This window comes from Variovorax terrae (genome assembly GCF_022809125.1).
GTDB classification, from domain to species: domain Bacteria; phylum Pseudomonadota; class Gammaproteobacteria; order Burkholderiales; family Burkholderiaceae_C; genus Variovorax_A; species Variovorax_A terrae.
Genome location: NZ_JALGBI010000004.1, coordinates 36,599 through 49,213, shown reverse-complemented (window position 1 = coordinate 49,213; position 12,615 = coordinate 36,599). Strand labels below are relative to the sequence as shown.

General features: G+C 63.2%; 14 protein-coding genes and 1 pseudogene. 8 read left to right on the top strand and 7 right to left on the bottom strand.

The features are described from left to right. Positions 1–49: 49 nt before the first annotated feature. The 7 genes and pseudogenes from MMF98_RS23300 to MMF98_RS23270 form a co-directional block, all read right to left on the bottom strand. Positions 50–632, bottom strand: a pseudogene (locus MMF98_RS23300) (aminotransferase class I/II-fold pyridoxal phosphate-dependent enzyme); the annotation flags it as partial. An 8-nt stretch (positions 633–640) separates the two neighbouring features. Continuing rightward, positions 641–1,231 carry a YceI family protein gene (locus tag MMF98_RS23295; RefSeq protein ID WP_243309750.1) on the bottom strand — a complete coding sequence of 197 codons (591 nt, stop codon included), beginning with the start codon at positions 1,229–1,231 and terminating at the stop codon, positions 641–643. Continuing rightward, on the bottom strand, positions 1,228–1,968 hold the full coding sequence (locus MMF98_RS23290; RefSeq protein ID WP_243309749.1) for a hypothetical protein: 741 nt from the start codon (positions 1,966–1,968) through the stop codon (positions 1,228–1,230). Before MMF98_RS23290 ends, MMF98_RS23295 begins: the two co-directional genes overlap by 4 nt. A gap of 1 nt (position 1,969) precedes the next feature. After that, the gene (locus tag MMF98_RS23285) at positions 1,970–2,254 is read right to left on the bottom strand and encodes a hypothetical protein (RefSeq protein ID WP_243309748.1); all 285 of its coding nucleotides are present in this window, start codon (positions 2,252–2,254) and stop codon (positions 1,970–1,972) included. A gap of 27 nt (positions 2,255–2,281) precedes the next feature. Continuing rightward, entirely contained in the window at positions 2,282–3,448 is a 1,167-nt protein-coding gene (locus tag MMF98_RS23280; RefSeq protein WP_243309747.1) for an ABC transporter substrate-binding protein, read from the bottom strand. A gap of 29 nt (positions 3,449–3,477) precedes the next feature. Then, a complete protein-coding gene (locus MMF98_RS23275; RefSeq protein ID WP_243309746.1) occupies positions 3,478–4,116 on the bottom strand; it encodes an NAD(P)-dependent oxidoreductase in 639 nt (212 codons plus the stop codon). A 95-nt stretch (positions 4,117–4,211) separates the two neighbouring features. Continuing rightward, entirely contained in the window at positions 4,212–5,153 is a 942-nt protein-coding gene (locus MMF98_RS23270; RefSeq protein ID WP_243309745.1) for a LysR substrate-binding domain-containing protein, read from the bottom strand. Between the two features lie 201 nt (positions 5,154–5,354). On the opposite strand from MMF98_RS23270, the gene MMF98_RS23265 reads away from it, so the two are divergent. From MMF98_RS23265 to MMF98_RS23230, 8 genes are read left to right on the top strand one after another with little or no spacing between them, the layout of a single operon-like run. Continuing rightward, a complete protein-coding gene (locus tag MMF98_RS23265) occupies positions 5,355–6,653 on the top strand; it encodes a flavin-dependent oxidoreductase (RefSeq protein ID WP_243309744.1) in 1,299 nt (432 codons plus the stop codon). A gap of 20 nt (positions 6,654–6,673) precedes the next feature. After that, complete coding sequence (locus tag MMF98_RS23260; RefSeq protein ID WP_243309743.1) at positions 6,674–7,267, top strand: RidA family protein; 594 nt, start codon at positions 6,674–6,676, stop codon at positions 7,265–7,267. Further along, positions 7,264–8,421, top strand: a complete 1,158-nt coding sequence (locus MMF98_RS23255) for an ABC transporter substrate-binding protein (protein WP_243309742.1) — start codon at positions 7,264–7,266, stop codon at positions 8,419–8,421. Before MMF98_RS23260 ends, MMF98_RS23255 begins: the two co-directional genes overlap by 4 nt. A 25-nt stretch (positions 8,422–8,446) precedes the next feature. Then, complete coding sequence (locus tag MMF98_RS23250; protein ID WP_243309741.1) at positions 8,447–9,385, top strand: branched-chain amino acid ABC transporter permease; 939 nt, start codon at positions 8,447–8,449, stop codon at positions 9,383–9,385. Then, complete coding sequence (locus tag MMF98_RS23245) at positions 9,358–10,209, top strand: branched-chain amino acid ABC transporter permease (protein ID WP_243309740.1); 852 nt, start codon at positions 9,358–9,360, stop codon at positions 10,207–10,209. Before MMF98_RS23250 ends, MMF98_RS23245 begins: the two co-directional genes overlap by 28 nt. Beyond that, the gene (locus tag MMF98_RS23240; protein ID WP_243309739.1) at positions 10,206–10,976 is read left to right on the top strand and encodes an ABC transporter ATP-binding protein; all 771 of its coding nucleotides are present in this window, start codon (positions 10,206–10,208) and stop codon (positions 10,974–10,976) included. The genes MMF98_RS23245 and MMF98_RS23240 overlap by 4 nt, the downstream gene beginning before the upstream one ends. Next, positions 10,963–11,682, top strand: coding sequence for an ABC transporter ATP-binding protein (locus MMF98_RS23235; RefSeq protein ID WP_243309738.1), 720 nt, complete (start codon positions 10,963–10,965; stop codon positions 11,680–11,682). The genes MMF98_RS23240 and MMF98_RS23235 overlap by 14 nt, the downstream gene beginning before the upstream one ends. Further along, on the top strand, positions 11,679–12,614 hold the full coding sequence (locus MMF98_RS23230; RefSeq protein WP_243309737.1) for a VOC family protein: 936 nt from the start codon (positions 11,679–11,681) through the stop codon (positions 12,612–12,614). Before MMF98_RS23235 ends, MMF98_RS23230 begins: the two co-directional genes overlap by 4 nt. Position 12,615 lies beyond the last annotated feature (1 nt).

Sequence of the window (12,615 nt, the reverse complement as noted above, 5' to 3'; positions counted from 1 at the left end):
GACGACATCGACGTTCTGTTGGTTGAGTCCGGCCACGCAGAGCCGGCCGCTGCGAAGCAGTCAGGTCGACGCCGGTCGGGTTGTGGCAGAAGACGTGCAGCAAACGATGCTGCGCGGCGGCATGTCGCGCAGCGCTCGCAGCATGTCCTCGAAGCACAGGCCGCCCGTCGCGCCGTCGTAGTAGGGATAGGTGTTCACCTTGAATCCCGAGCCCTCGAAGACCACGCGATGGTTCTCCCAGGACGGATCGCTGATCCAGACCTCAGAATCGGGGAACAGGCGCTTGAGGATATCGCTGCCCACCTTGAGCGCGCCGCTGCCGCCCAGCGTCTGGATGGTGGCGACCCGGCCCTCGCGCAGGGCGCCGCTATCGCCCCCGAAGACGATCTCCTGCACTGCCGCGCGGTACGCGGGAATGCCCGCCATCGGCAGATAGGGGCGCGGGCCTTCGCCCTGCTCTGCGCCTAGACGTCGTTCGGCCTCCTGCACGGCGCGAAGGACCGGAAGCCGCCCGCGTCATCGAAATAGATGCCTATGCTCAGGTTGACCTTGCCGATGCGCTGGTCACGATGGAAATCCTCGTTCAGGCTGAGGATGGAGTCGCCGGGATAGGCAGGTGTGTGTTCGAACACGAGTGAGGTCATTCGGGGTACGCCTCGAGGTTGATTTGCAGCTTGACTTCGTCGGCGATGGCGGGCACACCGAACCTCATGCCGAAGTCCGTGCGTTTGACCGTGGCCTCCGCATCGGCACCGCACATGGCTTTCTTGCTGAACGGATTCGGGCCGCACTTGAAGTGCGTGACCTGCATGCGCACCGGCTTGGAAACACCCAGCAGCGTCAGCGTGCCGTCCACACTTTCGAGCCTGTCACCGTTGAAGTTCAACTTGCTGGACTTGTAGTGCATCTCGGGGAATTCCGCAGCGTTGAAGAAGTCGGCCGAGCGCAGATGGTCGTCACGGCTGCGACTGCCGTCGGAGCGCGCGCCATCGCCGGTGGTAACCGAGGCGGTGGCGATCTTCACGTCGATGGCGCCCGTCCTGGCCGCGGCGTCGTACACCACCTTGCCGCTCATCTTGTCGAAGCGGCCGTGGATCGTGGACATGTCGAGATGACTGATCGAGAAGTGGGGGAACGAGTGCTGCGGGTCGAGCACGTAGGTCTGCGAGGCGGCCCAGGCGGTATTGGCGCCAAGAAAGGCGATGGTGAAGAGGGAACGTGCGAACGTCATGGAAGGTCTCCGTTGGTAAGTTGGGGGATGAATTTCAGGACGAGCCGGCCCGTCAGCGGCACCGCCAGCAAAGGCAGCAGCGCGTACCAGGGCACGCCACCGGACAGACAGGACAGCAAGGCGACCAGCGCCGCGGTGACCGACGCCGGCAACGCGTCCCAGGGCCGCAAGTCGCGTCGGCGCAGCAACAGTTGCAGGCCGAACACAGCGGCGCTGGCCGACCCGGCCGAGAGGCTGAAGAGGGAAAGCACCGCGGATGCGCCCAGCAGTGCCAAGGCTCCCGCGGCCCATGCCAGCACGGCGGCACTGGCTTGCGCGATCCGCGCGTCGGGTAAGCCGTTCGAGAGATACACGAGCGCAGCTACGAACACCGCAGCGCCGGCAATCGCGAGCAGCATGTTCGGTACTTCCATCTGCTTCATCAGATTCCAGCCGACCCAGCACGCAGCCGTCGCGGCTAGAGCAGGCAGGACGACACCGAGCAGACGGCCGCGTCGTGCTGGCAGAAAGCCCAACACCAGCGACACGGCGCCGGCCGCGACGACAACGAGCTCCAGCTTGCGTGCGGATGAGAGCGGCTCCAGGTCCCAGCCGACGGTGAACGCCACGCAGGCTGCAAAGCCGCCTGTCACGGCCAGTGCCGCGAAGCGGCCGCGCCAAAAGGAAGCGACGACAAGTGCCACGACAAAAGGCACGACCGCGGCCTGCATTGCGGGGTGAGACAGCAACTCGTTCATGTCATGTTCTCCGAAAGGCCTTGATGTCGATCTCCTCGACATAGTCGGCGTCCACCAGCCTCTTCAGGAGCCGCTCGCCATCCGCCTGCGTCAATCCCGACCCAGTCACGAACCGTTGCGCGGACATGGGCCCCAGGGTCATGCGCGTGAGCGTGCGCAGCACGCCGGCCGTTCTCGCGCTGCCGTTCAGCGGCGGCCAACTGCGCAGGCGATAAGCCATGTCGGGTGGCGTCGAAAGTGGCGGAGCGATCGCACAGAGCCGCCGCTTCATCAGGAAATCGAACATGTCCAAGCCTGTTGCTGTGTGCACTGCTCAGAATCGCAGCTGCCCTTGGCGATCCATCACACCGATGTTGACGAAGCTCGATCCCGCATGGCGACCGCGGCTGAACGTCAGGAAGTAACCACCCAGATCGAGGCGACTGGAGTTCTCCAGCGCCTGCCGCAACGCGGGGCCACTGCCGTCGCGCGTGCGACGGGCTGCTTCGATCACTGTCAGCGCCTGGATGCAGCCTTCAAGGGCGTAGGGGTTCAGCAAGGCGGTATCAGGGCTGGCGCCTACGATGCGGGTGAACTCCCGCGCGAGCGGCAGCCTGGGATGCACCAGATCCGGAAACACCTGGGCGATGGAAATGCCGCGCGCCGCATCGGTCCCTACCGTCTTCACCAACTGACTGGGCTCGAGGTTGGAGATCGCGAGCAGGCGGGCGGTGAGCTGGGCTGTGCGAGCGCTCTGGATAAAGCGCGCGATGTCCGGCCCCGGCCCGACGATCAGCACAGCCTGCGCCGCCGCGCCGGCCACCTGCCGTGCAACAGTGTCGAAGTCCTTGGTGCCGCGCGCGAAACCGACAGCTGGCGGTGCCGGCAGGCCCAGGCGGGCCATCGTGGCACGTGCAGCGGCCAACCCGTCCTGGCCCAACGCGTCATCTTGGTAGATCACCGCGAAGGACTTGATGCCGGTGATCGCGTGCGCGGCGATGAGCCGGTCGACTTCGACCGCCGTGGCGGCCCGCACATGGAACAGGTTGGGGTCTTCGCTTTCCTGCAAGCTGCGCGCGCCGCTGCCTGTGGGCAGGATCGGTAATTCGGCTTTCAGTTCGGCAGCCCGTTTGCTCACGGCCAGGGAACTGGCGGTGCCGAATACCAGCAGCGCGGAAGGACGGTCGGGACGCTCCAGCAGGGACTCGAGTGCGGCCACCGATCGCGCCGGGTCATAGCCGTCGTCCACCTTCACGTACTTCACCGGCTTGCCAGCTACGCCGCCTTTGCGGTTGGTATCCTCGATGCAGGCCGCTGCTCCGGCCGAGAAGGTCATGCCAGGACCCGCCAGCGGGCCACTTAAGGGCACGATCTGCGCGATGGTCACGCCGGCTTGCGCGACCGGCAGGCCGAGCAGGCAGGCGGCCATCAGCGACAGTGTGCGCCAGGCGCGGTGCCGCAAGGGCGCGGGCGAGGTAGTGCATTGCATCGGGTAAGACATGGTTCGCTCTCCAACAAGGGCACCGGCTTCTAGTACGCCACGTGGAAGCGCTGACGCCGGTGAGCCGGCGCCTCCAGTTCATCGACCATGGCGATCGCGTAGTCGGGAAAGCTGACCTGGCTGACGCCCTGCGCATCGATCAGCAGGTTGTCCAGGCCGAGCCGGAACTTTGCGGTCCGCTGCTGGCCGTCGAAGAGCGCCGCGGGCGACAGGAAGGTCCAGTCCAGCGAGCGCTCGGCCTGCAACGCTTCGAGGAATGCGATGCCGGCACCGGCTTCAGCCCGATAGGCCTCGGGAAAAGTGGGCGAGTCGAACAGCCGCATGCCATCTGCGGTGCGCAGGCTGGCGGCGCCACCGACGACGAGCACGCGCGCAACGGCGGCTCGCTGCACCGCGGCGATGACCGCTACGGCCGACAGATCGCTGAAGCGCGCTGCGCTGATAACAGCATCATGTCCTTCGATCGCGCGCGCCAGCGCATCCGAATCGCGCGCATCGATGGCGCACGGTGTGAGCCCGGGGCGTGCCTCCAACGAGGCCGCGCCGCGAGCAATCGCCGTAACGCTGTGGCCTCTCGCAAGCAGTTCTTCGATGATGCGGCCGCCCGCGCGCCCGGTCGCGCCGATGACGGCGACGCGGCTCTTGAGGTTTGTTCCAATCTTTGCCATGGTGGCAAGTATTGCGACCACGCCTCAAGGCATCCATTGAGAACATCGGCGGCTGAGATAACCAGTTTGTGATATCGGGCCGCTCAGGCACGGACTCACCCCCCCGCCACGAGTTCCTGCGCCGCCTGCTCTAGGCATTCGACGAATTGCGGGTTACCGGGCTTGTGTCCGCGCAGCCAAAGCAGGCCGACGGGCCGCACGAGTCGCGGCATCTCCACCGCCAGCATGGCCAACGCGCCCAGGACGGAATACTTGCGCGCGAGCGTGGCCGGCAACGTGGCGACGGCGTCGCTGCCCTGCAGGTAGTTCACCGTGACGTTGAGCGAGAGCGTTTCGATGAAATCTATTGGCGGCTCGACACCATGGGCCGCAAAGGCCTGCAGTAGCGGCTGGCGCAGCAACGAATCGTGCGGCGGCAGCACCCAGGGATAGCGCACCAGCTCGCGCCAGAGGGGCTTCGACGCGCTGCGCACCAGCGGGTGGTGAGTGCGGGCCACCAGCGCCGTGGCGTCGTCGAACAGGGGCTGCTCCTCCAGATCCAGCCCCATATGGCGCGAAGGCAAGGTGCCGACGATCAAGTCTAGGTTGCCCAGCCGCAGCTCGTGCAGCAACGCATCCATCGTGCCTTCGCGCACCGCGATCGACGCCGTGGGTGAGCCGTTCTTGAACAGGCGCAGCGCTCGCGGCAGCAGCCAGGACGCGGAAGCCGGCAGTGCGCCCACACGCAGCTTGCGGGAGGTGCCCGTCGCCAGCGCGTGCAACTCCTCGCCGGCATCCGATAAGTCCTGCAGGATGCGGCGGGCGTGGCGAATCAAGCACTCGCCATAGGGCGTGGGGCGCAGCCCCCGGCCGGTACGCTCGAACAGTTGCTGCCCCATGCCCGCTTGCAGCTCCGCCATCGTTCGGGACAGCGCAGATTGCGTCACATTCATGAAGGCGGCCACCTTGCCTTGGTTGCCGAAATCACCCAATGCGACCAGCAACTGCAGGTGGCGTAGCTTGAGTCCAGCGCGGATGTACCAGTCCAGCCTGGCCATAGAAATACTCCCGATATGTGAACTTGGTTGAAATCTAGCAGTTAACGGCCACTGTTTTCCAGAGGGAAATCCAGGGTATTACCTGACACGACTTGTCAATTTCTTCATATCAAGGCTTCAACTTTTCAATTGTCTTTGGCACTCGCCTTCCTATCATTCACAACCATGGGTGAGCAACCTGCACCCCGGAGATTGAAAAGAATGGAAGCAATCATTGTTGGCGGCGGAATCGGTGGCATGGCGGCAGCGCTGAGCCTACAGGCAGCCGGCATCCGAGCGCACGTTTTCGAAGCAGCGCCGCAGATCGCGGCGCTGGGTTTGGGCATCCACCTTCAGCCTAATGCCGTGCGCGAACTGACCGAGCTGGGTCTTGCGGACGAACTGGAGCGGCAGGCCGTGCGTATCGAAGAGCTCGCCTTCTACAGCAAGAGGGGCCAGCGCATCTGGAGCGAGCCGCGCGGGCAAAAAGCCGGCTACCGGTGGCCTCAGTACGCGATCAACCGCGGCACGCTGCAGATCATCTTGCTGACTGCCGCCAAGGCCCGGCTGGGCACTGACCGCATCCACACCGGGCATCGGCTGGTGGGATTCGATCAGGACGACCAAGGCGTCACAGCGCATTTCATCGACAGCACGACCGGCGCGCCGCTCCCGCCTGTGCGCGGAGACATCCTGGTGGGGGCCGATGGCATCCATTCGGTGGTGCGCAAGCATTTCTATCCGGACCAGCCGTTGCGCTTTGGCGGTCAGTTGATGTGGCGCAGCGCTGTGCCTGCAGCGTCCTTCCTCAGTGGCCGCACGATGATCATCGCCGGCCACCGCAACCAGAAGCTTGTGTGCTATCCGATGCTCGCGCTGCCAGACGGTCGCATGATGATGAACTGGATCACTGAGCTAGGTGAAAGCGGAAATGGCCCGCCCCGTGAAGAGTGGAATCAGAAGGTTGACAAGGCCCGCTTCGCCGATGCTTTCGAGTCCTGGCGTTTCGACTGGTTGGATGTGCCCGCCCTGATTGCCGCCGGTGCCGAGGTGTTCGAATTTCCCAAGGTGGACCGCGACCCCGTGCCGCGTTGGACCTTTGGCCGAGTAACTCTGGTGGGCGACGCTGCCCATCCCATGCACCCGGTGGGCTCGCAGGCAGGCTCGCAGGCCGTGGTGGATGCGCGCGTGCTGGCGTGGCATCTCGCGACCTGCCGTCTCGACCCTCAGGAGGGTCTACGTCGATACGAAGCTGAGCGCCTTCCTCCGATGCGAGACATCGCACTCGAGAATCGGACGCTCGGGCCGGAAGTTGTCATGGAGCTCGTCGAGGAGCGCGCGCCGCAGGGCTTCAAGGACATCCATGACGTGCTGAGTGCGCAGGAACTTCAGGAACGCGCGGACGCGTTCAAGAAGCTCGCCGGATTCGCCATCCAGGGTCTCAACGATCGGAAGTCCTACGACACGCACGGATCCTACCCGGAGTTTCTCCAGGCGGCATACACCCCGCCTCGCTTCTGAATCACATAAGGAAAACCACCATGCCCCACTCACTTCGATCAGTCTGCTCGCTCCTTAGCGGACTGGTCCTCGCGACCACAGCCGGCGCCCTTTACGCACAGGAGACCGGTTCCGTTGAATCACGCCTGAAGTCCGAATTGACGGTGCTGGGCTTCGCCAACGGCGAGCTTCCGGTTCTGAAACCAGCCTTCGGGAACTATGTCGACGCGGTGCAAGTGGACAACCTGCTCATTCTCTCGAGTGCCGCGCCGCAGCGGCCCGATGGTCAGTTCGTCAAGGGGCGCGTACCGGACCAGGTAAGTGTCAATGACGCAATGGTCGCCGCCAAACTGGCATGTGTCCGCCAGATCGCCCGCATGAAGCTGGCACTGGGGGATTTGAACCGCGTCCAGCGTATCGCGTATGTGAAGGGAAAGATTTGGTCGACGCCTGAATTCACCGACCAAACCAAAATCACCGATGCCTGCTCGTCGCTCTTCGTTGCTGTATTTGGTGACGCCGGCAAACACGCGCGCACGACAGAAGGCATCGCGTCTGGCCCCTTCGGCGCTACCTTCGAGGTTGAGACCTTCGTCGAGGTCAAGCCTAGCGTCACCTCAATGGAGAAGAAATGATGACGACGAATTGCAGGCATTTTCTTGGCATTGCCATCGCGCTGTGCGCATCAGCCATCGCTCCCGCAGCGTTCGCTCAGGGGACGACCAAGATCGGATTTCATGCTGGACTCACCGGCCCGGCGGCAGCCGACGGCAACTCCGGCCTGGCCGCGGCGAAGCTCGCCGTGGAGCAAATCAATGGATCCGGCGGCGTGAACGGCAAGAAGCTCGAGCTGGTCGTATTCGACGACCAGGGCAAGCCCGAGCAAGCGGTTCCCGTCGCCAACAAGATGGTCGGTGACGGCGTGCGCGCGGTTGTGTCGACCGGGTTCTCCGGGCCAAGTCGCGCAGCGGCGCCGGTCTTCCAGAAGGCGAGGATTCCCTATATCGCCGCGATCGCCTTTGCGCCCGAGATCACCCGTACTGGCAACTACATGTTCCGCGCGACAAGTATGGGGGAAGTTCAGGGGCGCGCCGCGGCCAAGCTGATTGGTGGCACACTGCACAAGAAGCGGGCCGTGCTACTGACCATCAAGACCGACTTCGGAAAGACCTTGGCGTCTGGCTTCAAGGAAGCATCGGCCAAGTACGGTATCGAGCTACTCAAGGAATACGAGTACAGCCCCGGTGACCGACAATTCGGCCCGCTGATTGCTAGCCTGAAGGCCGACAACCCTGACGTGATCTACGCAACCGGCTTCTATTTCACGGTCGGCCCGCTGGTGGCACAACTGCGCAGCGCAGGTGTCTCCGCGGACGTTGTGGGTGCCGAGTCGCTGAGTTCGCAGCAGTACATCGACATTGCTGGGCAGGCCGCCGAAGGGACCGTTATCACCAACGTGATCGATTGGGGCTCGCAGTTGCCTGAGATCGCCGGCTTCCTGAGTGCCTACGAGAAGGCAACGGGAACCAAGGCTGAAGCAGCCAGCGCGTCGACGCACGCGGCGATCACGGTGCTGGCAGCCGCCATGCGCAAAGCCAAGTCCGACGATCCCGGGAAAATCCGCGACGCGCTAGAAACCGTTGAGGTGACGACTGCCATTGGCCGCGTGAGTTTCAACAAGCTCCACGAGGTGAAGAAGTCGTTCCCGCTGAGCATCGTGCGCGGTGGCAAGTGGCAGCGTTTCGGCGTGATCGACGATCCTGTGCTCCTGGCCCCGCCAGAGCAATGAGAACCTCTCCTTCGATTTCCGGCAAATGAATCTCATCCTGAATCTGGCCTCGCAGGGGGTGATCAATGGCGCGATCTACGCTTTGATCGCCATCGGCTTGGCTATGGTCTTCGGCCTGCTGCGGATCCTGCACATCGCTCACGCCGGGTTGTTCGCCCTCGGTGGCTACATCGGCCTCGTCGTCACTAACGCGACCGGTGTTTTCGCCTTCGGCCTTCTGGCTTCGATGGCGATAGTATCTATCTGCGGCGTGCTCATGTATCGCCTCTGCTACGAACCGATTCTGGATCGCCCGCCCTATGTTCCCCTAATCGCTTCGGTTGGAATCTTTCTCGCGATTGAAGAGCTATTACGCCTCGTATTCGGGGATCATGGCTTGTCCTACAAGGTGCCGCCGATGGCTGGCGCTTTCGAGGTGCTGGACATGCGCATCAAGTATTCCGAGGCGGCCGTGGTGTTGATGGCGTGCGTACTGCTGACCGCGCTTGCCGTGTTCGCAACACGCACACGTATTGGAATGGCATGGCGCGCAACGGTCAGCGAACCGCGGATGGCGGCCTCGTGCGGCGTGAGCTTGCGGCAAGTCCGATATCTCAATTTCGCGATTGGCTCGGCATTCGCCGCCGCGGCGGGAGTCCTAGTTGGCGTTCTGAACAACCTGGTCGAACCGTCCATGGGAGCGATCCCAAGCTACAAAGCGTTGGCCATCATCGTGCTGGGCGGGCTTGGCAACATGGGCGGCACGCTGGTCGCGGCCATGCTCCTCGGCTTGATCGAGGCCTTCGGTGCCACCTACCTGTCCAACTACCTCGACCGCGACAGTATCGCCTTTGCCGCGATGCTGGTGGTGCTGCTTCTCAAGCCTGAAGGCTTGTTCGGCACCGTCAGCAAGGGCGAGGGCCTGTTCTCCAAACTGCAACTGAAGGGAGCTGCCGCATGGGCGCTTATGAAACGTCCCTCCTGACGCTCATCGCGATCAATATCATCCTGGCCCTGAGCCTGAATCTGATTTCCGGCCTGTGCGGCCAGGTCAGTCTGGGCCATGCAGCCTTCTTTGGGACGGGGGCCTATGCCACCGCGTTGATGGCAAAAGCCGGATGCAGCTTAGTACTCACGCTGCCAGCGTCAATCGTCATCGCCGGGGTGTTCGGCCTCGTGGTCGGGTTTAGCAGTTTGCGAGTGCGCGATGACTTTCTTGCAGTCGCGACGATGGCTGCGGGCTTTCTCTTCTTGGGCGCAGTTCGTACCAGCGATACGTTGGGTGGCGAACTCGGCATCTCGCAGATCCCGGATGCCGGCCTCGGGAGCTTCTACCCGTACTTTGTGGTGCTCTGCGCAATTATTGGGGCGCTGCTGTGCGGTTGGGTCAAGAAGAGCTGGCTGGGATACGCCTTCGAAGCAGTGAGCAGCGACGAAGTGGCTGCCAGCAGCCTCGGCATCGACACGCCTCGGTTCAAGCTGGCGGCATTCGCTCTCGGCACAGCCATGGCGGGTGCAGCGGGTTGCTTTTACGCGTACTACCTCGGCACCGTCGGCGCCGAAGCCTTCGGCTTTCCCGTGTCGGTGATGATCCTTGCCATGGTCGTCATCGGTGGCATGGGTTCGATCTGGGGATGCATCGTTGCGGCAACGCTGCTGACGCTCGCACCTGAGTGGTTCCGCTTCGTCAACGATTACAAGCTGCTGGTGTTCGGTCTTCTATTGTTCGTCATGATGCGGTTCGTACCGGGTGGTCTACTGCCATTGCTTCTGCGGCAATGGGAACGTCTCCGGGGAGGCCTGACATGAACAGCGGTTGCCTGTTGCAAACCCGCGGGGTGGGTGTCCGGTTCGGCGGCATCTCGGCCGTGCAGGATTTCTCATTCCAGGTGAATGAAGGCGAGCTGGTCGGCCTGCTGGGGCCGAACGGCGCCGGAAAAACGACGCTGCTGCGGCTCATTTCGGGTGTGGTTCCGCCCTCAGAGGGAGAGATCATCTTTCGCGATGAGCGCATCAATAGGCTGAAGTCGCCCGCACGCGCACAGCGCGGTATCGCGCTGTCTCACCAGATTGTGCGTCCATTCAGGAGCATGACGCTGATCGAGAATGTCGTCCTTGCCGCCGGCGCCCCCATCACACGCACCCCCTGGCGGGCGCTCGGCACCATGGATCGGCATCACTTGCGTTCGGAAGCGATGCAGTACCTAGAGAAGGTCGGCATCGCGCAGATTGCAGATCGATTGCCCTCGGCTCAGCCGCTGGGCGTGCTGAAACGCCTGGAAGTCGCTCGCGCACTCGCCACCAAGCCACGCCTGCTGCTGCTCGACGAACCATTGGCCGGCCTCGGCCACGCCGAGGCAATCCGGCTGGCAGATCTGATTCTGGAACTCAACGCCGCCGGGACGACCATTGTTCTCATCGAACACAATTTGGCCGAGGTCATACGGATCTGCCCCCGGATCGTCGTGCTGAACAATGGGCAGAAGATGGCAGATGGTCCTGCAGCTGATGTCATGCGAAATCCCGCCGTGATCGACGCCTATCTCGGGGAAGGAGCCGCTCATGTTGCGCATTGAAGGACTTTCCTGCGGCTACGGCGCTGCGACCGTCCTGCATGAGCTCTCGATGCAGGTAGAGCGCGGTGAAGTAGTGGCGTTGATTGGCCCGAATGGGGCGGGGAAGACCACCACGTTGCAATGCATCGCAGGTCACGTGCCAGCTAAGCGAGGCAAAACGACATTTGCCGACGAGGACCTGACGGCGAGGGCACCCCAGGAGAGGGTGCGCATGGGGATCGCCATCTCGCCTGAAGGACGGAAGCTGTTCGGCGACATGACCGTCCGCGAGAACCTGATTGTCGGCGGTTATAGCCGACCTTCGGGCGCGACGGCGGCGAATCTGCGCCGCGTACTGGACCTGTTTCCGCGGCTGGAAGAGCGTTTCGGGTCGCTCGGGCGCACCCTTTCCGGAGGCGAGCAACAGATGGTGGCGATCGGACGGGCACTGATGGCAGAACCACGCCTCCTGTTGATCGATGAGTTGTCTCTGGGCCTCATGCCCAAGAACGTGGATATCTGCTATCAAGCATTGCGTAAGCTTCGTGGTGCGGGGATCGCCATCCTGTTGGTCGAACAGAACCTGACCAAAGCCCTTGAGTTCTCCGACCGCGTCTACGTGATGGACACTGGCCGACTCGTGTGGAGCGGCACGTCGGGGGAAGCACGCTCGCGCCACGACCTGGCCGATCTGATACTCGGACACGCTTCGGAGATAACCGCATGAGCCGCGCAATCGATCCACTCTACGTGCGTTACCAAGTGACCAATCTTGTGCGCCTGGAAGGCTTTCTGCGCGACTTCGGCATGGAACGAGCGGGCGGGAGCGAGCAGCGGCTGTACATGCGAGGCACCGGTACCGCCCCTTACGTCTATGAGGCGGTGCGTGGCAGCGAGAACCGATTTCTGGGCGCTGGACTTCGGGTCTCGTGCATGCAAGACCTGGAAGCTCTCGCCAAACTCAAGGGCTCCAGTCCGATTGAAGCCACAACCGGCGCTCCCGGGGGTGGCTGGCGAGTCCGCATGCGAATGCCCGATGGGTTCGAGATTGATGCAGTGCACTTCGTCGAGAATGCGAACGGCTCCGCGCCAGCCGATGGACTGCCTTTCAACACGGCTGCCAGCAAGCCACGTGTCAATACCGCCGTGCGCGTCCGCCGCGAGGCTTCACCCGTGCGGCGCCTCGGGCACTTCGTGCTGCACGTGACGGACCACGATGCGTCCGTGGCTTGGCTTCGCGAGCGGTTCGGCCTGCTGCCGTCAGATTTTCTAGCAGCGCCGGGCCAGCCAGACAACATCGTCGGAAGCTTTCTGCGTGTGGACCGAGGTGACGAACAGGTCGACCACCACTGCATGCTGGTACTGAGAACTGATTCTCCAGGGGTGCACCACTGCTCTTTTGAAGTCGAAAACTTGGATGCCGTCATGGCAGCCCACGACTACCTGCTCGCGCGCGGATACACGCTCGATTGCGGTGTGGGCCGGCACCTGCTGGGAAGCCAAATCTTTGACTACTGGCGAGACCCCTTCGGTTTCCGGATCGAGCACTACACCGACGGCGATATCGTGGATCGATCCCATCAACCCTCGGTCTTCGCCGGCACGGCGGACGAAACAACGCAATGGGGCGCCAAGCCTCCCAAGGACTTCTTTGAGTAAT

Coding starts and splice junctions, on each gene's coding strand:
- MMF98_RS23280 (WP_243309747.1), bottom strand. CDS start 3,448: ATGTCTTACCCGATGCAATGCACTACCTCGCCCGCGCCCTTGCGGCAC.
- MMF98_RS23250 (WP_243309741.1), top strand. CDS start 8,447: ATGAATCTCATCCTGAATCTGGCCTCGCAGGGGGTGATCAATGGCGCG.
- MMF98_RS23245 (WP_243309740.1), top strand. CDS start 9,358: ATGGGCGCTTATGAAACGTCCCTCCTGACGCTCATCGCGATCAATATC.
- MMF98_RS23270 (WP_243309745.1), bottom strand. CDS start 5,153: ATGGCCAGGCTGGACTGGTACATCCGCGCTGGACTCAAGCTACGCCAC.
- MMF98_RS23285 (WP_243309748.1), bottom strand. CDS start 2,254: ATGTTCGATTTCCTGATGAAGCGGCGGCTCTGTGCGATCGCTCCGCCA.
- MMF98_RS23230 (WP_243309737.1), top strand. CDS start 11,679: ATGAGCCGCGCAATCGATCCACTCTACGTGCGTTACCAAGTGACCAAT.
- MMF98_RS23290 (WP_243309749.1), bottom strand. CDS start 1,968: ATGAACGAGTTGCTGTCTCACCCCGCAATGCAGGCCGCGGTCGTGCCT.
- MMF98_RS23260 (WP_243309743.1), top strand. CDS start 6,674: ATGCCCCACTCACTTCGATCAGTCTGCTCGCTCCTTAGCGGACTGGTC.
- MMF98_RS23255 (WP_243309742.1), top strand. CDS start 7,264: ATGATGACGACGAATTGCAGGCATTTTCTTGGCATTGCCATCGCGCTG.
- MMF98_RS23295 (WP_243309750.1), bottom strand. CDS start 1,231: ATGACGTTCGCACGTTCCCTCTTCACCATCGCCTTTCTTGGCGCCAAT.
- MMF98_RS23235 (WP_243309738.1), top strand. CDS start 10,963: ATGTTGCGCATTGAAGGACTTTCCTGCGGCTACGGCGCTGCGACCGTC.
- MMF98_RS23240 (WP_243309739.1), top strand. CDS start 10,206: ATGAACAGCGGTTGCCTGTTGCAAACCCGCGGGGTGGGTGTCCGGTTC.
- MMF98_RS23275 (WP_243309746.1), bottom strand. CDS start 4,116: ATGGCAAAGATTGGAACAAACCTCAAGAGCCGCGTCGCCGTCATCGGC.
- MMF98_RS23265 (WP_243309744.1), top strand. CDS start 5,355: ATGGAAGCAATCATTGTTGGCGGCGGAATCGGTGGCATGGCGGCAGCG.